19 protein-coding genes are annotated in these 20,637 nt (G+C 66.9%); 10 read left to right on the top strand and 9 right to left on the bottom strand.

The genetic code is table 11. From position 1 onward, the window contains the following. Positions 1-2 precede the first annotated feature (2 nt). From mnmG to hemE, 5 genes are all read right to left on the bottom strand, one after another. On the bottom strand, positions 3-1,874 hold the full coding sequence (gene mnmG, locus OZ671_RS17635; protein ID WP_268861955.1) for a tRNA uridine-5-carboxymethylaminomethyl(34) synthesis enzyme MnmG: 1,872 nt from the start codon (positions 1,872-1,874) through the stop codon (positions 3-5). 218 nt (positions 1,875-2,092) lie between these two features. Next, complete coding sequence (mnmE, locus tag OZ671_RS17630; protein WP_268861954.1) at positions 2,093-3,421, bottom strand: tRNA uridine-5-carboxymethylaminomethyl(34) synthesis GTPase MnmE; 1,329 nt, start codon at positions 3,419-3,421, stop codon at positions 2,093-2,095. A gap of 132 nt (positions 3,422-3,553) precedes the next feature. Beyond that, on the bottom strand, positions 3,554-4,819 hold the full coding sequence (gene rho / locus OZ671_RS17625; protein ID WP_038302447.1) for a transcription termination factor Rho: 1,266 nt from the start codon (positions 4,817-4,819) through the stop codon (positions 3,554-3,556). Positions 4,820-5,087: 268 nt separating this feature from the next. Beyond that, positions 5,088-5,618: a protoporphyrinogen oxidase HemJ gene (hemJ, locus tag OZ671_RS17620; RefSeq protein ID WP_268861953.1), complete on the bottom strand. Its 531-nt coding sequence runs from the start codon at positions 5,616-5,618 to the stop codon at positions 5,088-5,090. Further along, positions 5,618-6,589 (bottom strand): uroporphyrinogen decarboxylase, encoded by a 972-nt coding sequence (gene hemE / locus OZ671_RS17615; RefSeq protein WP_442957097.1) that lies wholly within the window; start codon positions 6,587-6,589, stop codon positions 5,618-5,620. The genes hemJ and hemE overlap by 1 nt, the downstream gene beginning before the upstream one ends. Before the next feature lie 448 nt (positions 6,590-7,037). On the opposite strand from hemE, the gene OZ671_RS17610 reads away from it, so the two are divergent. The 6 genes from OZ671_RS17610 (at position 7,038) to OZ671_RS17585 (ending at position 11,333) form a co-directional block, all read left to right on the top strand. Then, the gene (locus tag OZ671_RS17610; protein WP_268861951.1) at positions 7,038-7,889 is read left to right on the top strand and encodes a pyruvate, water dikinase regulatory protein; all 852 of its coding nucleotides are present in this window, start codon (positions 7,038-7,040) and stop codon (positions 7,887-7,889) included. 2 nt (positions 7,890-7,891) lie between these two features. Further along, a complete protein-coding gene (locus OZ671_RS17605) occupies positions 7,892-8,482 on the top strand; it encodes a Maf family protein (RefSeq protein ID WP_268861950.1) in 591 nt (196 codons plus the stop codon). Next, on the top strand, positions 8,479-9,309 hold the full coding sequence (locus OZ671_RS17600) for a shikimate dehydrogenase (protein ID WP_268861949.1): 831 nt from the start codon (positions 8,479-8,481) through the stop codon (positions 9,307-9,309). Before OZ671_RS17605 ends, OZ671_RS17600 begins: the two co-directional genes overlap by 4 nt. Position 9,310: 1 nt before the next feature. Then, positions 9,311-9,907 (top strand): dephospho-CoA kinase, encoded by a 597-nt coding sequence (gene coaE / locus OZ671_RS17595; RefSeq protein WP_268861948.1) that lies wholly within the window; start codon positions 9,311-9,313, stop codon positions 9,905-9,907. Next, entirely contained in the window at positions 9,907-10,614 is a 708-nt protein-coding gene (dnaQ, locus tag OZ671_RS17590; RefSeq protein ID WP_268861947.1) for a DNA polymerase III subunit epsilon, read from the top strand. The genes coaE and dnaQ overlap by 1 nt, the downstream gene beginning before the upstream one ends. A gap of 101 nt (positions 10,615-10,715) precedes the next feature. Continuing rightward, a complete protein-coding gene (locus OZ671_RS17585) occupies positions 10,716-11,333 on the top strand; it encodes a class I SAM-dependent methyltransferase (protein WP_268861946.1) in 618 nt (205 codons plus the stop codon). 59 nt (positions 11,334-11,392) lie between these two features. Here OZ671_RS17585 and pdeM read toward each other — a convergent pair whose 3' ends face one another. Together pdeM and OZ671_RS17575 are read right to left on the bottom strand one after the other, a co-directional pair. After that, positions 11,393-12,097: a ligase-associated DNA damage response endonuclease PdeM gene (gene pdeM / locus OZ671_RS17580; RefSeq protein ID WP_268861945.1), complete on the bottom strand. Its 705-nt coding sequence runs from the start codon at positions 12,095-12,097 to the stop codon at positions 11,393-11,395. Then, positions 12,094-14,628, bottom strand: coding sequence for a ligase-associated DNA damage response DEXH box helicase (locus OZ671_RS17575; RefSeq protein ID WP_268861944.1), 2,535 nt, complete (start codon positions 14,626-14,628; stop codon positions 12,094-12,096). The genes pdeM and OZ671_RS17575 overlap by 4 nt, the downstream gene beginning before the upstream one ends. Positions 14,629-14,873: 245 nt before the next feature. On the opposite strand from OZ671_RS17575, the gene OZ671_RS17570 reads away from it, so the two are divergent. Next, positions 14,874-15,242 (top strand): DUF423 domain-containing protein, encoded by a 369-nt coding sequence (locus tag OZ671_RS17570; RefSeq protein ID WP_268861943.1) that lies wholly within the window; start codon positions 14,874-14,876, stop codon positions 15,240-15,242. Here the strand turns inward: OZ671_RS17570 and OZ671_RS31990 are convergent. Then, entirely contained in the window at positions 15,239-15,943 is a 705-nt protein-coding gene (locus tag OZ671_RS31990; protein ID WP_328286383.1) for a citrate synthase, read from the bottom strand. The two genes, OZ671_RS17570 and OZ671_RS31990, sit on opposite strands and share 4 nt — an antisense overlap. 552 nt (positions 15,944-16,495) lie before the next feature. On the opposite strand from OZ671_RS31990, the gene OZ671_RS17560 reads away from it, so the two are divergent. From OZ671_RS17560 to OZ671_RS17550, 3 genes are all read left to right on the top strand, one after another. Continuing rightward, on the top strand, positions 16,496-17,611 hold the full coding sequence (locus OZ671_RS17560; protein ID WP_268861941.1) for a citrate synthase/methylcitrate synthase: 1,116 nt from the start codon (positions 16,496-16,498) through the stop codon (positions 17,609-17,611). A 158-nt stretch (positions 17,612-17,769) separates the two neighbouring features. Next, positions 17,770-19,017 carry an MFS transporter gene (locus OZ671_RS17555; protein ID WP_442957095.1) on the top strand — a complete coding sequence of 416 codons (1,248 nt, stop codon included), beginning with the start codon at positions 17,770-17,772 and terminating at the stop codon, positions 19,015-19,017. A gap of 79 nt (positions 19,018-19,096) precedes the next feature. Beyond that, positions 19,097-19,693: a hypothetical protein gene (locus OZ671_RS17550; protein ID WP_268861940.1), complete on the top strand. Its 597-nt coding sequence runs from the start codon at positions 19,097-19,099 to the stop codon at positions 19,691-19,693. Here the strand turns inward: OZ671_RS17550 and OZ671_RS17545 are convergent. Next, a complete protein-coding gene (locus tag OZ671_RS17545; protein WP_268861939.1) occupies positions 19,653-20,627 on the bottom strand; it encodes a type II secretion system F family protein in 975 nt (324 codons plus the stop codon). The genes OZ671_RS17550 and OZ671_RS17545 overlap by 41 nt on opposite strands. Positions 20,628-20,637: the final 10 nt, after the last annotated feature.

The raw sequence follows: 20,637 nt of genomic DNA, 5'->3' as shown, positions 1-20,637 counted from the left end.
CCTCATGCCGCATCGAGGGCGCGGGCGCGGCGCGCCCACACCGCTATCAGTGTCAGTGCCGCCGGCGTCATGCCATCCATGCGCCCCGCCTGGCCGAGGGTGCGCGGCCGCACGCGCCTGAGCTTGGCCTTGATCTCGTTCGAAAGGCCGGGAATGGCGTCGACGTCCCAATCCTGCGGCAGAGCCACGTCTTCGTCGCGCCGATAGGCCTCCGCCTCGACCGCCTGCCGACCGAGATAGACGGCATAACGCGCGTCGGTTTCCACCTGCTCGGCCAGGCGCCGGTCGGCGGCGCCAAGCTCGGGCCAGACCCGCGCAAGATCCGCCCAGCCGATATCGGGACGAGACAGGAGATCGAAGCCCGACCGGCGAATGCCATCCCGGTTGAGCGCAATGCCGCACTTGGCCGCCTGGTTGGGCGTCAGGCTCAGTGCTTCGACCTGCGCACGCAGCGCCTGCAGGGCCTGAATCTTGGACCGGAACCGAATCGACCGCTCCGGCCCGACGCAACCTATCGCGATCCCACGCCCGGTCAGGCGCTGGTCGGCATTGTCGGCCCTCAGCGTCAGGCGATACTCCGCCCGCGAGGTGAACATGCGATAAGGTTCGCTCACGCCCCGCGTTGTCAGATCGTCGATCATCACGCCGAGATAGGATTCCTCGCGACCGAAGATCTCCCCCTCACCACCGCCTGCGCGGCGCGCGGCATTGATGCCGGCCACGAGGCCCTGCCCGGCCGCCTCCTCGTAACCGGTCGTGCCATTGATCTGGCCGGCCAGGAACAGGCCGCGCACGCGCCGGGTCTCAAGTGTCGCCTCGAGCTCGCGCGGGTCGACATGGTCATATTCGATGGCATAGCCGAAGCGCTTGATCCTGACCGCCGCGAGACCCGGAAGCGTCCGCAGGAACGCCTCCTGCACCTCCTCCGGCAGCGACGTCGACAGCCCGTTCGGATAGACGGTCGGGTCCTCCAGGCCTTCCGGCTCCAGAAAGATCTGGTGCCCGTCACGGTCGCCGAAGCGCACCACCTTGTCTTCGATCGACGGACAATAGCGCGGTCCGACGCCCTCGATCCGGCCGGCATACATGGCCGACCGGCCGAGATTGTCGCGGATGATACGGTGGGTTTCGAGCGTCGTCCGGGTAATGCCGCAGGCGATTTGCGGATTGACGATGCGCTCGGTCAGGCTCGAAAACGGTTCCGGATCCGAATCGGCTTCCTGCCGCTCCAGGCTCTGCCAGTCGATCGTCGTTCCGTCCAGGCGCGCTGGCGTACCCGTCTTCAGGCGGCCCAGCACGAAGCCATGCGCCATCAGGCTCGCGGCTAGGCCAAGACTGGGCGCCTCGTCGGCACGTCCGGCCGGGATCTGCCGCTCGCCAATATGGATCATGCCGCGCAGAAAGGTGCCCGTCGTGATGACCAGAGCGCCGCAGGTGAGGCGCAAGCCATCGGCCAATTGCAGCCCCGTCACCCGCCCCTGTTCGATATCGATGGCCGTCGCCTCGGCCTCGACGACGCTGAGACCGGCCTGGCCGCGGATGGCGGCCTGCATGGCGGCCGCATAGAGCCTGCGATCGGCCTGCGTCCTCGGGCCGCGGACCGCCGGGCCCTTACGCCGGTTGAGCAGCCTGAACTGAATGCCGCCGGCATCGGCCACACGGCCCATCAGGCCATCCAGCGCATCGACCTCGCGGACCAGGTGACCCTTGCCCAGTCCACCGATCGCCGGATTGCAGGACATGGCTCCGACGGTATCGAAACGGTGGGTGACGAGAGCCGTCCGCGCGCCCATACGCGCGGCGGCAGCGGCCGCCTCGCAGCCAGCGTGGCCGCCGCCGATCACCACGACATCGAAGTTCGTATGCGAATCCATCGTTCCGAAGCTCACCTGCCAGCGAGCTTTCCTAGCGCCCGCCCCTCGTCAGGTCAAAAGGCAATTGCGGGCGGCCCGGAGCCGAATTCGCCCGCACCACTTGAGACCCGCAGCCTTCGAGCGCGGTCCCCAGAAGCGACAATCGGCCATTGGCGCAGCCTAAGCATTCCGGATGCGAGATGATGCGTCTGTTTCACGTGAAACAGGTGCGAGTCAATTCATTTACCGATACAGAAAGACGAGAAGACCACATCGAGGACGGCCTCGACATCGACCCGCCCCGTCGCCCGCCCAAGGGCATTCAAGCCCGTCCGAAGATCTTCCGCCACCAGCTCGGCAGCGGCCGACCAGTCGTCGATGGCGAGACTTTCGGCCAGCGCTTCGTGCAATGTCTGAAACACTTGCCGATGCCTTTCTCGTACGAGAACAGCAGGCTCGCCGGCGAGAAGATCACGCCCGAAGGCGCTCAGATCGGCCAGAAGTTCACGGATACCGACGCCCTGAACGGCCGAAATGTGATGGCGGTAGAACGGATCGTGCGGCATGTCGGAGCCGAATCGATCGATCTGGCTCCGGACGTGCCAGATCTTGACCTGCTGGCCGAGATCCCAATCCGGATCCATCGCCTCCGACGGGTCGGCCGTTTGCAGGAAGAGCACGAGATCGGACTCCCGCATGCGCGAATGGGCGCGTCTCACGCCCTCCGCTTCAATCGGATCGATACCCTCGCGCAGGCCGGCGGTATCGGTCAGGATGAAGGCCATGCCGTCGAGATCGAGATGCACCTCCAGGGTATCGCGCGTCGTACCGGCAATGGGGGAAACGATGGCAACATCCCTGCCCGCCAACGTGTTGAGCAGGGTCGACTTGCCGGCATTCGGCGGGCCCGCAATGGCGACATGCAGGCCATCCCTGACACGCTCGCCGCGGTGACTGTCGGCCAGGAGCGTCAGGACCTCACCGTCGAGCTTTTCGATGATGCTGCGCGCCTCCGACAAAGCGCTCGCGCCGACATCGTCCTCGTCGGGAAAGTCGATCGTGGCTTCGACGAGGGCCAGGGCGTGGATCATGGTTGCCCGCAACCGCTCGGCCGTCTGGCCAAGCCTGCTGGCATATTGCGCATAGGCCTGCCGACGCTGCCCTTCCGTTTCCGCGCCGATGAGGTCGGCGAGACCTTCGACGGCCGCAAGATCCATCTTGCCGTTCTCGAAGGCCCGGCGCGTAAATTCACCCGGCTCCGCGACGCGGAGGCCGGGAACCGCCAGGACGGTGCGCAGGACGGCGGTCGTCACCGCCCGCCCGCCATGGACATGGAGCTCGGCGACATCCTCGCCGGTAAAACTTCCGGGGGCGGGAAACCAAAGGATCAGGGCCGAATCGATCGGCTCACCATCAGGCTGCCGAAGCACTGCGTTGGTCGCGAAGCGGGGCCGCGGCCGCTTGCCGGCAAGCCGCTCCAGAACCGGGCCGGCGGCAGGGCCGGATATCCTGATGATCGCGACCCCCGCCATGCCGGGGGCCGTCGACAAGGCCGCTATTGTCGTCACGAGGCCGCACTCCGGGATCCGGATTAACCCCGCCGCGCCAGGTGCGGCGCGGGTCGTTCCGTGTGCGAATCGGTGGTCGCAATGACCGTGAACGACTCGCGTGGGTTGTTCCGTACGCGAATCGGTCTGGCCTCAGGTGTTCATCGAGTCGAAGAAGTCGCCATTGGTCTTGGTCTGGCGCAGCTTGTCGAGCAGGAACTCGATAGCGTCGACCGTACCCATTGGATTGAGGATGCGGCGCAGGACGTACATCTTCTTGAGCACGTCGGGCGCGACCAGCAGCTCTTCCTTGCGGGTGCCGGAACGGGTGATGTCGATCGCCGGGAAGGTGCGCTTGTCCGAAACCTTGCGGTCGAGGATGATTTCGGAATTGCCGGTGCCCTTGAACTCTTCGAAGATCACCTCGTCCATGCGGCTGCCGGTCTCGATCAGCGCGGTGGCGATGATGGTCAGCGAGCCGCCCTCCTCGATATTGCGGGCGGCGCCGAAGAAGCGCTTCGGCCGCTGCAGGGCATTGGCATCGACACCACCGGTCAGCACCTTGCCCGAGGACGGGACGACCGTATTGTAGGCGCGGCCGAGGCGGGTGATCGAATCGAGCAGGATGACCACGTCGCGGCCATGCTCGACCAGGCGCTTCGCCTTTTCGATGACCATTTCAGCGACCTGCACGTGACGGGTGGCCGGCTCGTCGAAGGTCGACGAGATGACCTCGCCATTGACCGAGCGCTGCATGTCCGTGACCTCTTCCGGACGTTCGTCGATCAGCAGCACGATCAGGTAACATTCGGGGTGGTTGCGGGTGATCGACTGCGCGATGTTCTGCAGCAGCACGGTCTTGCCCGTCCGCGGCGGTGCGACGATGAGGGCGCGCTGGCCCTTGCCGATCGGCACCACGACGTCCATGACCCGCGCCGAGAAGTCCTTTTTCGGCAGGTCTTCGTTTTCGAGCTTGATCCGCTGGTTCGGATAGAGCGGCGTCAGATTGTCGAAATTGACCTTGTGACGCGCCTTCTCCGGCTCTTCGAAATTGATCAGGTTGACCTTGAGCAGGGCGAAATAGCGCTCGCCTTCCTTGGGCGAGCGGATCTGTCCCTCGACGGTGTCGCCGGTGCGCAGGCCGAAGCGGCGGATCTGCGAGGGCGATACATAGATATCGTCAGGCCCGGCGAGATAGTTGGCGTCGGGCGAGCGCAGGAAGCCGAAGCCGTCCTGCAGCACCTCGACGACGCCCTCCCCGATGATCTCGATCTCCTGGGCCGCGAGCTGCTTGAGGCAAGCGAACATCAGCTCCTGCTTGCGCAGGGTGGACGCGTTTTCGACCTGCAGCTCTTCGGCAAAGGCGAGGAGTTCGGTAGGCGATTTGGATTTGATGTCTTGAAGTTTGATTTGCTGCATCGGAACCGCAATAGGGTGTGGGCCGGCCGATGGCGCGGGACGGGCTGAACCGAAACCGCACCGGAACTGGAAGGGAATGAAGGTCGCAGATCGCGAGGGAATGCGGGGCCGGGGAGGCCTCTATCCGGATCGATTGAGCGGCACTCTGGTGCTGCTTCACACGACCCTGTCTGCGTTGGGGAGGCGCATTTGCAATAAGCGCTGCGCCGGCCAATTGCAAGCCCTGCTCATGCGCCCCGCCCGCGGCCGCTGATGTTCAGCCCGCCGCTCAGAACGGCTTGACGATCACCAGAATCACCACGAGCACCATGATCAGCGTCGGCACCTCGTTCATGAGGCGCCAGTGCCTGGCGCTACGCGTGTTGCGATCGGCCGCAAAGGCCCTGACGGCACCGGTGAAATAACCGTGCACGCCCGAGAGGATGACGACGAGCCCGAGCTTGGCATGCAGCCAGCCGCCATGAAATCGGAAGGCGGTCCAGGCGAGCCAGAGACCGAGAACCCAGGTCATGATCATGGCCGGGTTGATGATGAACTCGAGCAGCCGGGCCTCCATGAGCTTGAAGGTCTCGGAGGCTTCCGAGCCCGGCGCGACGCCCGCGTGATAGACGAAGAGCCGCGGCAGATAGAGCATGCCGGCCATCCACGAGATGACCGCGATCACGTGCAGGGCCTTGATCCAGAGCAGCCCGCTGACCGGCGCGAAGAGAATGAGGCCGCCGGCGAGAAGCCCGGTCACGACGAGTGCAGTGACCGCTCGCCTGGCACGGGCCGCACCGCTCATGTCAGGACCTGCCATTACGACCTCCAGGCCCGCACGCGCGCCAGCATCTGCTCGACATGCGCGACCGGCGTCGGCGGCAGGATGCCGTGGCCGAGATTGAAGATATGGCGACCGGCGGCGTAGTTCGCCAGGGCTTCGTCCACCGCCCGGTCCAGCGCGGCACCGCCGGCCAGCAGCGCGAGCGGATCGATATTGCCCTGGACCGCCACTTTCGGCTGGATTTCGCGTCGGACGAAATCGGCATCGGCCGTCCAGTCGAGCCCGACGGCATCGGCGCCGGTGCCAGCGACGATCCGGCCGAGCCGATAGCCGGCGCCTTTCGGAAAAGCGATCACGGGCACATCCGGAGCCGCGGCCTTCACGCCGGCAATGATGCGGGCGACGGGTTCGACCGCCCAGCGTTCGAATTCGGCCGCCGGCAGGATGCCAGCCCAGGTATCGAAGATCTGCACCGCATCGGCTCCGGCCCGGATCTGGCCGAGGAGATAGTCGATCGAAGCCCGGACGATCTGATCGATCAGCACCGCGAAGCCGTCCGGATCGCGATAGGCGAAGAGCCTGGCGGCCGCCTGATCGTCGCCGCCCCGGCCGGCCACCATATAGGTCGCAACGGTCCAGGGAGCTCCGCAGAAGCCGAGCAGCGTCACGTCGGGTGCGAGCATGGCGCGGACCTTGCGCACGGTCTCGTAGACCGGCCCGACAATGGCTGGATCAGGCCTTGCCGAAAGCCTGGCGAAGCCGGATCGGTCGGCGATCGGGTCGAGCCTTGGACCCTCCCCCGCCTCGAAAGCGACCTGCTGGCCAAGCGCATGGGGCACGACCAGAATGTCGGAGAACAGAATGGCTGCATCGAAACCGAAGCGCCTGATCGGCTGCATGGTGACCTCGGCCGCCTTGTCCGGGTCGAAGCAGAGGTTGAGAAAGGAACCTGCCTCCGCGCGGACGGCACGGTATTCGGCAAGGTAGCGGCCGGCCTGGCGCATCATCCAGACGGGTGGGCTTGCGGCTCGCTCGCCCTTGAGGACGGAGAGGAGAGGCTTTGTCACCAGGCTGCCTGCCTTCCTTTTCTCCCTTCAAGAGAGTCTTAAAGAGAGTCTTTTGAGATTCTTTGAGCCTGGATTAGGCGAAGCCAATTTCCTCCACAAGCTGTCCACCGGCTGTTCGGGCATGGCCGTTTTGTCCCACCCTGTGCGCCGGCGCGCTGGCGCCCGCACTAAGTAGCTGGAGTCGCCTTGCTTTTGTCCGGCGCGCGACGGGCCCTGGCAAGCTGCCGTCGGGCCATCCCGGACCGCTCCGGAATCGTTGTCCCGTTCGGCGGGGCTGGGGACAGCGCCGGGATGTTTCACATGAAAAGCCTTGCCGTCCTCCGCCTGGCATGGCCTTGTCGGCATTCATCCACAGGCCCATGCAATGCCGGTCCCCCGGTCGAGGTCGATGCCACACCGTCACGAAAGTTATTTCCACCTGCACCTGGTGTCCGACGCGACCGGCGAGACGCTGATGACCGTCGGCCGTGCGGCCGCCGTGCAATATGCGACCGTTTCCGCGATCGAGCATGTCTATCCGCTGGTCCGTTCGCAAAAGCAGCTCGACCGGGTGATTTCGGAGATCGAGAACAATCCCGGCATCGTGCTCTACACGCTCGTCGATCCCGAGCTTTCCGAGCGGCTCGAGACGAAGTGCCGCGAATTCGGCTGTCCGTCGATGTCCGTGCTCGCCCCGGTCCTGGCGATGTTCCAGAACTATCTCGGGGCCGCATCGACGCCGCGGGTCGGCGCACAGCACATGCTGAACGCGGAATATTTCCAGCGTATCGACGCCCTGAACTACACGATGATGCATGATGACGGCCAGTTGCCCGAAAACTGGGAAGAAGCCGATGTCCTGCTCGTCGGCGTCTCCCGGACCTCGAAGACGCCAACCTCCATCTACCTCGCCAATCGCGGCATCAAGACCGCCAATATCCCGATGGTGCCGGGCATCGCCCTGCCGCCGCAAATCGAATCGCTGAAGAAGCCGCTGGTGGTCGGGCTGTTCGCAAGCCCGGAGCGGATCGTGCAGATCCGCGAGAACCGCATCCTTAGCCTCAACGCCACGCAGGACAAGTCGAGCTATGTCGACCGCACCGCCGTGACCGAGGAGGTCGCGCAATCGCGCCGGCTGTTCACCAACAAGAACTGGCCGATGATCGACGTCACCCGCCGCTCGATCGAGGAAACGGCCGCAGCGATCATCACCTATCTGAAGGACCACCGGCGCAGCCTGGCCGACCAGGGTCATTTCTGACCATGCTGATCCTGGCCTCGAAATCGCCGGCTCGCGCCGCCATGCTGGCTGCGGCCGGCGTGGCAGTGGAGCTCGTTCCCGCCGATATCGACGAGCGCGCCCTCGATGCCGGCTGGACCGCCGCCGGGCACGGGCCGGCCGAGATCGCGCGGCGGCTTGCGGAGGCGAAGGCGGTGGCGGTCAGCCGGATGCGGCCGGGAGCGGTCGTCATCGGCGCCGATCAGACCCTGGCGCTCGGACCGGAGCGTTTCTCCAAGCCGCATGACCTTGCCGAGGCGCGCCGGCACCTGCTGTCGTTTCGCGGCCGAATCCACCATCTTCATTCGGCCGTGGTGCTCGCGCGCGACGGCGCTCCGACCTTTGCCCATGTCGCGAGTGCCGCCATGCATATGAGGACCTTCTCGGATCGCTATCTCGACAGCTATCTCGCCGTCATGGGCGACCAGACGTTGGCGAGCGTCGGGTGCTATCAGCTCGAGGGGCCGGGCATTCAGCTGTTCGACCGCATCGACGGCGACTATTTCACCATTCTCGGCATGCCGCTGCTTCCCCTGCTTGCGGCGCTGAGACAACAGGGTCTTCTTCTCACATGAAACGCGCCTGCATCGTCGGTTGGCCCGTCAAGCACAGTCGGTCGCCGATGATCCATCGCTATTGGCTTCGGCGGCTCGGCCTTGCCGGCGATTATGTTCAGGAAGGTGTGCCGCCGGAAGACTTCGCGCGGTTCCTGAAGAGCCTCGGGGATCGTGGTTATGTCGGGTGCAACGTCACCCTCCCGCACAAGGAAGCCGCCTTTGCGCTGCTCGACGAGGTCGATCCGGCCGCGGCCGCGCTCGGCGCGGCCAATACGATTTGGCTCGACGACGGTAGGCTGTGCGGCAGCAACAGCGACGTCATGGGCTTTCTGGCAAGTCTCGACGCGGACGTGCCGGGCTGGGCGGAGGAAGCAGGGCATGCCCTGGTGCTCGGTGCCGGCGGAGCCGCCCGCGGCATCGTTCACGGGCTTATCTCGCGCGGGGTCGCGAAAATTACGGTGGCGAATCGGTCGACCGAGCGCGCCGAGGCGATCGCGGCGGAGTTCGGCCCGCGCGTCGCGGCAGCGGCCCTGACGTCTGCGCCGAGCCTGTTGCCCGGCATCGACCTCCTGATCAATACGACGGCCCTCGGCATGGCGGGCCAGCCGCCGCTCGATCTCGCCCTGGATGGTCTGAAGACGAGCGCGATCGTCGCCGATATCGTTTATGTTCCCCTGGAGACACCGCTGATCGCGGTCGCCCGGGCGCGGGGGCATCGCGTCGTCGGGGGGCTCGGCATGCTGCTCTACCAAGCCATTCCAGGCTTTTCGAAATGGTTCGGCACGACACCGGTGGTCACGCCGGAGCTCTACGAGCTTGTTGCGGCCGACGTCAGGGGATCATGACATGCTTGTGCTCGGACTGACGGGCTCGATCGGCATGGGCAAATCGACCACCTCGCAGTTCTTTCGCGAGGCCGGGGTTCCCGTGCACGATGCCGATGCGGTGGTACACAGGCTCTATTCCGGGGCTGCAGCGCCCCTGATCGAAGCCGCCTTTCCGGGGGTGACGACGGCCGGCACGGTCGACCGGACCAGGCTCGGCGCGGCGGTGCTCGGCAAGCCGGAGGCGCTGAAGAAGCTCGAAGGCATCGTTCATCCGCTCGTCCAGGCCGAAAAGACGGATTTCCTGGCACGTTGCCGCGCGGCGGGCCACCAGCTCGCCGTGCTCGACATTCCGCTGCTCTTCGAGACTGGCGGCGAGGCCGCCGTCGACGCCGTCGTGGTCGTGTCGGCCCCGGCGGATGTGCAGCGCGCGCGTGTGCTGGCCCGCCCGGGCATGACCGCCGAAAAGCTCGATGCCATCCTGGCGCGACAGATGCCCGATTCGGACAAGCGCCGGCGCGCCCATGTGGTGATCGACACCAGCCACAGCTTCGAGGCCGCGCGCCGCCAGGTCCAGTCGATCGTTCGGGCTTTTGCCGGCAGCCGCGGGAGCCATTGATGCGCGAAATCATCCTGGATACGGAAACCACTGGCCTCGACCCGCTGCGCGGCGACCGCCTGGTCGAGATCGGCGGGGTCGAGCTCGTCAATCAGTTTCCGACCGGCCGGACCTTCCATGTCTACATCAACCCGGAACGGGACATGCCCGAGGAGGCTTTCCGCGTTCACGGCCTGTCGGCCGAGTTCCTGAGCGACAAGCCGGTCTTCGCCGCTGTCGTCGACGATTTCGTCACCTTTGCCGAAGGCGCCAAGCTCGTCATCCACAATGCCGCGTTCGACATGGGCTTCATCAATGCCGAGCTGAAGCGGGCCGGGCGCGAGCCGATCAACATGGACCGGGTGGTCGACACGCTGACCATGGCCCGGCGGCGCTTCCCGGGCGGCTCGAACAGTCTCGATGCCCTGTGCGGCCGTTTCGGCATCGACAATTCGAAGCGTACGAAGCACGGCGCTCTGCTCGACGCCGAGCTTCTTGCGGAGGTCTATATCGAGCTCATCGGCGGCCGGCAGACCTCGCTGGTTCTCGCCGATTCGCGGCCGCGCACGATCCGGACGACGGTGGTTGCGGCTGCGATCGGCCGCCGCGAAAGGCCGCTTCAGCCCCGCCTGACGCCGGAAGCGATGGCGCTGCACATGAAGTTTGTTGCCGAAATGGGCGAAAAGGCCATTTGGTACGACACATTGCCGAAACCGGAAGCGGATTGAACGAGCGCGGGGAGCGCTTCTTGACCCTCCGCGCTCATCCCGATACGAATGACCAAATCATGACAGGGTCCGCGACGGACCCTTTTTTGTCGGACCTTTCAATGGTCGATCGCACGCCTACGGGCCGGGCTCTGGTGCGCAAAAGCGCCGAGCAGCGGCACGATGACGAAGCCCGATTTCTCCGCAACTGGCTGAAAAACCCGCTCCGAATGGGCGCGGTGACGCCGTCCGGTCCCGTTCTGGCCCGCCGCATGGCCGGTTATGTCGATCCGGCGGGCGCCGGTCCGGTGATCGAGCTTGGCCCCGGGACGGGACCCGTCACGGCGGCTCTGGTCGAGCGCGGCGTCGACCCTGCCCGGCTCGTCCTCGTCGAATATTCCGCCGAATTCTGCCGGCTGCTGCGCGAACGCTTCCCCAAGGCGACCGTGGTGCATGGCGATGCCTATACGCTCGGCCGGACCCTCGCCGGCAAGCTCAGCGCGCCCGCCGATGCCGTGGTCTCGGGCCTGCCGCTGGTGACGCGGCCGGAGCCGGTGCGTATCAAGCTGCTGCACGAAGCCTTCGGGTTGATGAAGCCCGGCGCGCCTTTCATCCAGTTCACCTATGCGGTGGTCTCGCCGGTGCCGCTCAAGGGTGCCGATTTCGCCGCCGAACCGTCCGACCGGGTCTGGCGCAACATCCCGCCGGCGCGCGTCTGGGTCTATCGTCGCGGCTCGTGATGGGTGAATGATTCACGTGAAACATGTGCCAGGCCGGGCCTTCGCGCGCGGCCGGCGCATCAGTCCGGCAGGCAATGCGCCTGGCGGAAGGTGTAGATCCGCTCGTCGCCGAGCATGAAGGCCGAAAAGCCGCGGGGAAACAGGGCTTCGATGGCGCCGTCGCGGACATTGAGACCACCGGCATAGGCTCCGAAAGCCGGCATGACCAGCCGGTCGCCGTCGCTGGCATAGGCCCGCCGGCGAATGCCGCGGCCACGGCCGCGCACCTTGGCGCAAGGGTGATAATGCCCGGCAATCTCGCCGGGCGATGACCCCCTGCCCGGCTCGTGCACGAAAACGAGGCCCCTCTCCGCAAGACGCGCCATGTGATCGCCCGGCAATACGCCGCTCAGCGCCCCGTCATGATTGCCTTCGATCCAGACCCAGGTCAGGCCTGCCTGCAGCCGGGTCAGGGTCGACCGGTCGCTGTCGGCGATCCGGCCGAGCGCTCCGCCATCATGGAAGCTGTCGCCGAGCGCGATCACCCGGCGTGGTCGATAACGCCGCAGCGCGGTGTCGAGCATGGCAAAGGTCGCGGCCGTGTCGTAGGGCGGCAGCAGAATGCCGCGGGCGGCAAAGCTCGATCCCTTTTCGAGGTGCAGGTCGGAGACGATCAAGGTTTGCGCCGCGTCCCACCAGAGCGCGCCGGAGCAATCGGCGAGAAACGCCTCGCCGGCGACCTGGATGACGGTCTCCGGGACGGCACGCAAGGCGGCAATGGTCATGTCATGGCTCCAATGCCGGCCTCGGCCAGAAGATCCGCCTCCGCCTCGGCCAGGATTGCGTCGCCCGCCTCGCCATAGATCGGCTCGCGTCCGATCTCCAGCATGACCGGCACGGCGAGCGGCGAGATCCGGTCGAGCCGCTTGTGCACGATTCGCCCCTTGATGCGCGAGAGCATCTGGCCGAGCCGGGCAATGTCGAGCAGTCCGGTCGCCGCGTCGGCGCGCGCGGCGCGCAGGAGAATATGGCCGGGCTCGTGCCGGCGCAGCACGTCGTAGACCAGGTCGGTCGACAGGGTGACCTGCCGGCCGGTCTTTTCCTTGCCCGGGTGGCGCCGCTCGATCAGGCCGGAAATGATCGCGCAGGTGCGGAACATGCGCTTCATCAGCTGGCTCTCGGCGAGCCAGGCTTCGAGATCGTCGCCCAGCATGTCCTCGTCGAACAGGGCGGCCATGGACAGGCGGCGCTGCGACAGCGCGGAACCGACATCCGCGAGGCTCCAGACCGACAGGGAATAGTCGGTGGCGACGAAGCCCATGGGCTTCATGCCGGCCCGTTCGAGCCGGCGTGTCAACAGCATGCCCAGGGTCTGATGAGCGAGGCGTCCTTCGAACGGATAGACGACCAGGTAGTGTTTGTCGGCGCGCGGAAAGGTCTCGACCAGCAACTGGTCGCGGGCCGGAATGACCGAAACGAGGCGCTGCAGCTCCAGCCAGTCGGCGACCGGACGCGGCAGGTCGCGCCAGGACGCGCGGTCGGCGAGCATGCGGCGGACGCCGTCGGCGAGGAAGGTGGAGAGCGGAAATTTGCCGCCGGCATAAGCGGGGACGCGGGGCTCCCTGGCGGCCGAACGGGACGCATAGACTTCGTCCTCGACCAGGGCCTCGTATTGCAGGACCTCGCCGGCGAACAGGAAGGTGTCGCCGGGAACGAGGCCCTCGATGAAATATTCCTCGATTTCGCCGAGCACCCGGCCGCCACGGGCGATCGGACCGACATAGCCGTGCTTGGGCTGACGGGCGGCGCGCATGAGGCGCACCTTCAGCATGGCGGATTCGACGATCGTGCCGACATTCATCCGGTACTGGGCGGCGACCTTGGGATGGGCCACGTACCAGAGGCCGTTCTTGGCGCGCCGGATCTTGGCGAAGCGCTCGTAGTTCTTCAGCGCGTAGCCGCCGGTCGCGACGAAAGCGAGCGCATCGTCGAAATCGGCACGGGAGAGGCCGGCATAGGGCGCGGCCGCGCATATTTCCTCATAGAGCGCGGTCGCGTCGAACGGTCCCGCGCAGGCCATGCCGAGAATATGCTGGGCCAGCACGTCGAAGGCGCCGATGCGCAGCGCCGGCGTATCCTGGACGCCGTCGCGCACGGCCTCGAGCGCCGCTCGACATTCAAGCACTTCGAAGCGGTTGGCCGGCACCAGAACGGCCTTGGAGGCTTCGTCCAGCCGATGGTTGGCGCGTCCGATCCGCTGCATGAGCCGGCTCGCGCCCTTGGGCGCGCCGACATTCAGAACGAGATCGACATCGCCCCAGTCGACGCCGAGATCGAGCGAGGACGTGCAGACGATGGCCTTCAGGCGGCCGGCCGCCATGGCATCCTCGACCCGGCGGCGCTGGGCGACGTCGAGCGAGCCGTGATGCAGGGCGATGGCAAGTCCGTCGTCGTTGATGCGCCAGAGCGACTGGAACAGCAGCTCGGCCTGGGAACGGGTATTGACGAAAACGAGCGTCGTGCGATGGGCGCGGATCGCCTCGTAGATCTCGTCGAGCGCATGGCGTGCCGAATGGCCGGACCAGGGCAGGCGTGCACGCGTGTCCAGCATGGAAACCTCGGCCCGCGCGCCGCCCTCGGCGACGACGATGGCGGCCGGCGGCCGGTCCTGCTGCTGCGGCGTGAGGAAGCGTGCGAGGTCGACCGGATCGGCGACGGTGGCGGACAGACCGACCATCTGCACCTCCGGCGCCAGCCGGAACAGCCTGGACAGGCCGAGCGACAGGAGGTCGCCGCGCTTGGAGGTGACAAGCGCATGCAGCTCGTCGAGCACGATGCGCTTGAGGCTGCCGAACATGAAGGGCGCATCGGCGCTCGCCAGCAGCAGAGCGAGCTGTTCGGGTGTCGTCAGCAGGATCTGTGGCGGATCGGCCCGCTGGCGCAGGCGCTTGGAGGCCGGCGTGTCGCCGGTCCGGGTCTCGATGCGCATGGCAAGACCCATTTCGACCACCGGCTTGTACAGATTGCGGGCGACGTCGACGGCGAGCGCCTTCAGGGGCGAGATGTAGAGCGTATGCAGGCCGGAACGGGCGCTTGCCCGGATCTGCGCAAGTTCGACGAGGCTCGGCAGAAAACCCGCCAGGGTCTTGCCGGCGCCGGTCGGCGCGACCAGCAGGGCGGAACGCCCCTGCCGCGCCAGCGCGAGCAGCTCGAGCTGGTGGGCGCGCGGGGTCCAGCCGCGGCTCGCGAACCAGCCGCCGAAACGTTCCGGCAGGATCGTTGCGTCCTCCAATGTCGCGGTGGTGTGCACGGCCATGCGCCAAGAACTAAACGCGAACAACGGCAAGGTCGAGACCTTTGCCGCGCCATGGCGTCTTCGTGCGAGGCCGGTGCCGGGCGGCGTGAAAGAAATGAGTCGACACAGCAGTCCGGAACCCTTCACCGTCCCATGGAAACAATGAAAGGCGCGGGGCTTTCGATCGGCCGGACATGCGAGGATTGATTTGCATCGGCCCGGCGCAAGTGCTCAAGACGCCTCCACCACCCTCGGGAGCATTGAGAATGCCGCGCCTCGTTGCCTGTCTTGCCGGCCTCATCGGCGCGGCCGGCGTCGCCCTTGCCGCCCTGTCGACCCATGCCTATGCCGGCACCAGCCTCAATGTGGCGGCCAGCATGCTGTCCCTGCATGCGCCGGCGCTGCTCGCCATCGCATTCGGCCGTGGCACGGGCATGCTGGCGCCGCGCCTTGCCGATATGGCCGCCGCCGCGCTGATCCTCGGGCTTCTGCTCTTTGCCGGCGACCTTGCCTGGCGCGCCTTTGCCGGCAGCGCCCTGTTTCCCATGGCGGCCCCGACCGGCGGCGTCCTGCTCATCGGCGGTTGGCTTGTGGCTGCCCTCTCCGGCCTCGCCGGTCGGTCGGACCGCGCCTAGTCCTCCGGCTCGGCGCCGACGTAGCGCGTCCGCGGCCTGATCAGGCTTCCGGTCTGCTGCTGCTCGAGGGCATGGGCGATCCAGCCGACGGTGCGGCCGACCGCAAAGAGGCCCAGCGCCGAACCTGGCGGCAGGTGCAGCAGCCGGCAGGCCGCAACGAGCGCGAAATCGATGTTGGGCTGGCGTTCGCCGATCGCGCTCATCGCCGAAAGCAGGGCGTCCCGGACCGGATCGGCCGGTAGCAGCGCCATCAGCGCGTCGGCGCGCGGGTCGCCACCCGGATAGAGCTGATGGCCGAAGCCTGGCAGGCGGTCGCCGCGGCGCAGCCGCTCTTCGATGACCGCGTTCGCATCGCCAGCCCTGGCCACTTCGTCGAACAGGATTTCGACGAGGCTCGTCGTGCCCCCATGCAGCGGCCCCGACAGCGCGCCGAGCCCGCCCAGAAGACAGGCGGCGAGCGAGGCGCCGGTGGATGCAATGACCCGCACGGTGAAGGCCGAGGCGTTCGATTCGTGATCGGCCAGCAGCACCATCGCGGCGCGCAGAATGTCGGCCTTGTCGGCGGGTACCTTCCAGGCGCGGGCCATCTGCTGGTGGATCGGCTCCGGGCCGGGCGTGGTGCCGGCGACGCCGGCGGCGACGAGCCGCAGCAGCGTTGCCGCCTCCGGCCACAAGCGCCTGACATCGCGCTGCCAGATCATGCGGGTATTGACGCCGCGCCCGGCCAGAAGCTGCAGGCAGCGGTCTATGGCCCGTGCGCCGGCGCCCACCGGTGCCGGATCGACAGGCTCAAGCGCGGCGAAAGGATCGTCCTCGCCGCATTGCCAGAGCAGCCGCGCAACCTCTTCGAGGCTCGCGCTCCGCGCGAGGCGCGCCGCATCCTGGCCGCGGTAATAAAGCCGGTCATTGGCAATCAGCGTGATTCCCGATGCCAGCACCGGCGGCCCCCAGTCGAGCGTCGCACCGGCAATCTCGTCGGACTTGCGGCCGCGGGCCTTGGTTTTGGCAAGGCGTTCGATATCGGCGGCCCGGTAGAGACTGCGCCGCGGATCCTGGCCGTCGGGCCGCGCCTCGATCAGGCCACGGCTGACATAGGCGTAGAGGCTGGCCCGCGAAATGCCGAGACGGGCGATTGCCGCCTGGGTGTCGAGATAGGGATCCTGGGGCATGGCTCTTATATTGATTATCTCAATCAATATTGACGATATTGATATGCGGCGCAAGGTAGATCCGGTCGATCGAAAGGAACTGCCATGTCGCCAGCTGCCAAAGGGCCCGTCGTCGCCGTCTCCGGACTGGATGACGTCATTGCCGCCGAAACCGTGCTCAGCCATGTCGATGGCGCTGCCGGGCGCCTGATCGTGCGGGGTCATGACCTCGAACAGCTCGCCGGAAAACGCAGTTTTGAAGCCGTTCTCGGTCTCCTGTGGCAAGGTTTCGTGTCCGAATCGGTTGATGAGGCCGATATCCGTGCGCGGCTCGGCCAAGCCCGTGTGGCGGCCTTCGCCGCGGCGGCGCCGGTCATGCCCGCCGTCGACGGCCTCTCCGCGGTCGAGGCCTTGCGGTTGATGCTGTCCGCCCTCCCGGATGCAGCGACGGTGCCCGCGCATCATCTCGCCGTTGCCGCCGTGCCGGTCTTTGCCGCCGCCATTGCTCGCCGCCATCGCGGCCTCGCCCCGGTCGCGCCGGATGCCGGCCGCGGCCAGGCCGACGACATGCTGCGCATGATCCGCGGCGTGAGCGCGCCGGATGCGCATGTGCGGGCGCTGGAAACCTATCTGGTGACGGTCGCCGACCATGGCCTCAACGCCTCGACCTTTGCCGCGCGGGTGATCGGATCGACACGGGCCGGACTGGTCTCGGCCGTCGTCGGCGGCCTGTGTGCGCTGAAGGGCCCGCTGCATGGCGGCGCGCCGGGTCCGGTGCTCGACATGCTCGATGCCATCGGCAATCCGGCCAATATCCGGCCCTGGCTCGAGCAGGCCCTCGCCGGTGGCGAGCGCCTCATGGGGTTCGGCCACAGGATCTATCGGGTGCGTGATCCGCGGGCGGACGTGCTGAAGGCGGTCGCGGGCGAGCTCGGCCGGGGCGACAACCGGATCGGTTTCGCCGAAGCGGTCGAAGCGGCCGCTCTCGACATCCTGCGCGAGCGCAAGGCGGGCCGGACGCTCGACACCAATGTCGAATTCTACACTGCCCTGGTGCTCGAGGCGCTCGAACTGCCGCGCGAGAGCTTCACCAATGTCTTTGCTGCCGGCCGTGTCGCCGGCTGGACCGCCCATGTGCTGGAACAGGAGAAGAGCGGCCGGATGATTCGTCCGCAATCGCGTTATGTCGGGCCGATGCCGGATCAGCGCGACGCCGCCTGAAAGGGCCGCTGGCGCCGGTCGGCCGCTGGCGGCGCGGCTCGCACGCCGCGCATTCCCGAGCCCGCCCGGTCATGCAGGGCGGTTGCGCGGGACGATCGCTGTCCCGCGCCGGGCGGCGGTGCTAGCTTCCGGGTCCCTGAAGCCCGGACGGTTCCATCTTGCTGCAGATCACCTCGCCTGATCCTCACCGGGCTTCACCCTCCGACATCGACGGGCCCGCCGCCTGGCTCAGGCTCGCCGTTGCCTTGGCGCTCGGCACCATCGGCGGCGTCGGCATGTGGTCTGTGGTCGTCGTGTTGCCGGCGGTTCAGGCCGATTTCGGCATTGCGCGCGGCGAAGCCTCGCTGCCCTACACCTTCGCCATGATCGGCTTCGCCGTCGGCGGCGTCCTCATCGGCAGGCTCACCGACCGCTTCGGCATCATGCTGCCGGTCCTCGGCGGCGGGCTCGTCATGGGCCTCGGCTATGTGCTGGCTGGCCTCGCGCCCAATATCTGGGTTTTCGCCATCGTCCATGGCGTGCTCATCGGCATGCTCGGTTCGGCCGCCGTTTTCGGGCCGCTGATGGCGCATATTTCGCTCTGGTTCAATCGCCAGCGCGGCATTGCGGTGGCCGTTTGCGCCTGTGGCAACTATATCGCCGGCGCCATCTGGCCGCAGATCGTCCGCTTCACGCTGGAGGCGGTCGGCTGGCGGACGACGCACCTCCTGATCGCCGTCGCCGTGGTGGTCCTGATGACCCCGCTCGCCCTGTTGCTGCGCCGCCAGCCGCCGGCCGAGCCGGCGCCGGTCGCAGGTGTCGTGCGCCATGGCAACGTGGCCGATCTCGGCCTGTCGTCGAATGCGCTCATGGTGGTGCTGGCGATCGCGGGCCTGGCCTGCTGTGTCGCCATGTCCATGCCGCAGGTCCATATCGTCGCCTATTGCGCCGATCTCGGCTACGGCGTGGCGCGCGGCTCCGAAATGCTTTCGCTGATGCTGGCCTTCGGCATCGTCAGCCGCGTCGCCTCGGGGTTCATCGCCGACCGGCTCGGCGGCCTTGCCACCCTGCTGCTCGGCTCCGCCCTGCAGGGGCTTGCGCTGCTCTTGTTCCTGACCTCCGACGGGCTGACGCCGCTCTATATCTTCTCGATCCTGTTCGGCCTGTTCCAGGGCGGTATCGTGCCGAGCTACGCCATCATCGTGCGCGAATATTTCGCCGCCGGCGAAGCCGGCACGCGGGTCGGCGTCGCGCTGATGGCGACGCTCGTCGGCATGGCGCTCGGCGGTTGGATGTCGGGGGTGATCTACGATCTGACCCGGTCCTATCAGGCCGCTTTCGTCAATGGCATCCTGTGGAACCTCGTCAACGTGTCGATCGTCGGCTGGCTGCTCTACCGGCGCGACCGGATCGCGCGGCGTGCCTGATTTTCGCAGATATGCGCTCTCGACGTCGCTATCCCGATAAGGGCAATCTCGGCTTCGGGGCGCCAGGCGGAGACAGGCCATGAAAGGCACCACGCGGATCGCCATAGACGTGCCCGCGGTCGAGCAGCTTTTCACGACCTTCGATCCCTCGCCGTTTCACGCCCACAATCTCAACCGGCCGATCGCCCATTACATCGTGTCGGAGGCCTGGGACGCGCCGCGCGGCGATGGTTTCGTCATCGACCTTTCCGAGGCCGGCCGGCCGGCGGACCGCGCCACCGCAGCGCGGCTGCAGACCGCGGTCGACGTTCACTTCGGCCGCCTCGCCACGACCGAGCATCAGAATCTGCGCCGCCTGCTCAAGCGCGGTGCCGTATCGCTGATGATCGGCCTCGTCGTCCTTGCCGCCTGCACCGCGCTGGCCCAGGCGGTCGATTCCGCGCCGATCCGGGACGGCCTGCGCGAGGGTCTGCGCGACGGCATCTCGCTGTTCGGCTGGGTTGCCAACTGGCGGCCGGCGGAAATCCTGCTCTACGACTGGTGGCCGGTGCGCCGCCTGCGCAATCTCTACCGGCGGCTGGCGGCCGCCGAGGTGGTGCCGGCCGGCGGGCCGAGCTTGGGTGCCGAGCCGATGATCAGTTGGAGCCCATCAGCCGGATTGCGGCGGGACCCATGATGACCACGAACAGGCAGGGCAGGAAGAACAGGATCATCGGCACGGTCAGCTTCGGCGGCAGGCCGGCTGCCTTCTTTTCCGCTTCCGACATTCGGATGTCGCGGTTTTCCTGGGCCATGACGCGCAGCGTGTTGGCGAGCGGCGTGCCGTAGCGCTCCGACTGGATGAGGGCCATGCACACCGCCTTGACACCGTCGAGATCGACCCGCTTGGCGAGGTTCTCATAGGCCAGGCGCCGGTCCTGCAGGTAGCTGAGCTCGGCCGTCGTCAGCGTCAGCTCCTCGGCGAGCGGAATGGACTGCGTGCCGATCTCCGCGGCAACGCGCCGGAACGCCATCTCGATCGACATGCCGCTTTCGACACAGATCAGCATCAGGTCGAGCGCATCCGGAAAGGCCCGGCGGATCGAGGTCTGCCGGTGCTGGATCTGGTTCTTCAGGAACAGCATCGGCAATTGCATGCCGACATAGGCCGCGAACAGAGCGAGCAGGCCCCGCACCATGGCGGGCTGCCCCATGTCGTTGACCAGGAAGAAATAGGCGAGCGCGGCGAGGAAGGTGATGATCGGCACCACGAGCCGGAACAGCAGGAACGCGACATAGGGGCCCTGGCCGCGGTACCCCGCCTGCACCAGCTTGCCGCGCGCCTCCTCCTGCGCGAGATGTTTGGTTAGCTGCAGCGTCTCGACGATGGACAGCATCCAAGCCTTGGGCGTCGGCCTGATGCTGACGCGCTCGCCGTTGACGAGCCGGGCGCGCTCGCGCTCGCGGATCCGGTTGCGCTCGACCGAGACGGACTTCATGCGTCGGCCGAGATCGTCGCCCGCGACCAGCGGCATGGCGATCGTCAGAACCGTTGCGAACACCGCGATCGCGATGAGCAACTGGATCATGAAATCCCGGTCGTGCAGCTTGGCGATGAGGAAGTCGATCATCGTCGCGTCC

Source organism: Phreatobacter sp. AB_2022a (assembly GCF_026847585.1).
Lineage (GTDB): Bacteria > Pseudomonadota > Alphaproteobacteria > Rhizobiales > Phreatobacteraceae > Phreatobacter.
The sequence above is the reverse complement of the archived record's forward strand: the minus strand, read 5'-3'. Positions and strand labels throughout refer to the sequence as shown.

Coding starts and splice junctions, on each gene's coding strand:
- mnmG (WP_268861955.1), bottom strand. CDS start 1,874: ATGGATTCGCATACGAACTTCGATGTCGTGGTGATCGGCGGCGGCCAC.
- rho (WP_038302447.1), bottom strand. CDS start 4,819: ATGCAGCAAATCAAACTTCAAGACATCAAATCCAAATCGCCTACCGAA.
- hemJ (WP_268861953.1), bottom strand. CDS start 5,618: ATGGCAGGTCCTGACATGAGCGGTGCGGCCCGTGCCAGGCGAGCGGTC.
- hemE (WP_442957097.1), bottom strand. CDS start 6,589: ATGATGCGCCAGGCCGGCCGCTACCTTGCCGAATACCGTGCCGTCCGC.
- OZ671_RS17610 (WP_268861951.1), top strand. CDS start 7,038: ATGCCACACCGTCACGAAAGTTATTTCCACCTGCACCTGGTGTCCGAC.
- OZ671_RS17605 (WP_268861950.1), top strand. CDS start 7,892: ATGCTGATCCTGGCCTCGAAATCGCCGGCTCGCGCCGCCATGCTGGCT.
- OZ671_RS17600 (WP_268861949.1), top strand. CDS start 8,479: ATGAAACGCGCCTGCATCGTCGGTTGGCCCGTCAAGCACAGTCGGTCG.
- coaE (WP_268861948.1), top strand. CDS start 9,311: ATGCTTGTGCTCGGACTGACGGGCTCGATCGGCATGGGCAAATCGACC.
- dnaQ (WP_268861947.1), top strand. CDS start 9,907: ATGCGCGAAATCATCCTGGATACGGAAACCACTGGCCTCGACCCGCTG.
- OZ671_RS17585 (WP_268861946.1), top strand. CDS start 10,716: ATGGTCGATCGCACGCCTACGGGCCGGGCTCTGGTGCGCAAAAGCGCC.
- pdeM (WP_268861945.1), bottom strand. CDS start 12,097: ATGACCATTGCCGCCTTGCGTGCCGTCCCGGAGACCGTCATCCAGGTC.
- OZ671_RS17575 (WP_268861944.1), bottom strand. CDS start 14,628: ATGGCCGTGCACACCACCGCGACATTGGAGGACGCAACGATCCTGCCG.
- OZ671_RS17570 (WP_268861943.1), top strand. CDS start 14,874: ATGCCGCGCCTCGTTGCCTGTCTTGCCGGCCTCATCGGCGCGGCCGGC.
- OZ671_RS31990 (WP_328286383.1), bottom strand. CDS start 15,943: ATGATCTGGCAGCGCGATGTCAGGCGCTTGTGGCCGGAGGCGGCAACG.
- OZ671_RS17560 (WP_268861941.1), top strand. CDS start 16,496: ATGTCGCCAGCTGCCAAAGGGCCCGTCGTCGCCGTCTCCGGACTGGAT.
- OZ671_RS17550 (WP_268861940.1), top strand. CDS start 19,097: ATGAAAGGCACCACGCGGATCGCCATAGACGTGCCCGCGGTCGAGCAG.
- OZ671_RS17545 (WP_268861939.1), bottom strand. CDS start 20,627: ATGATCGACTTCCTCATCGCCAAGCTGCACGACCGGGATTTCATGATC.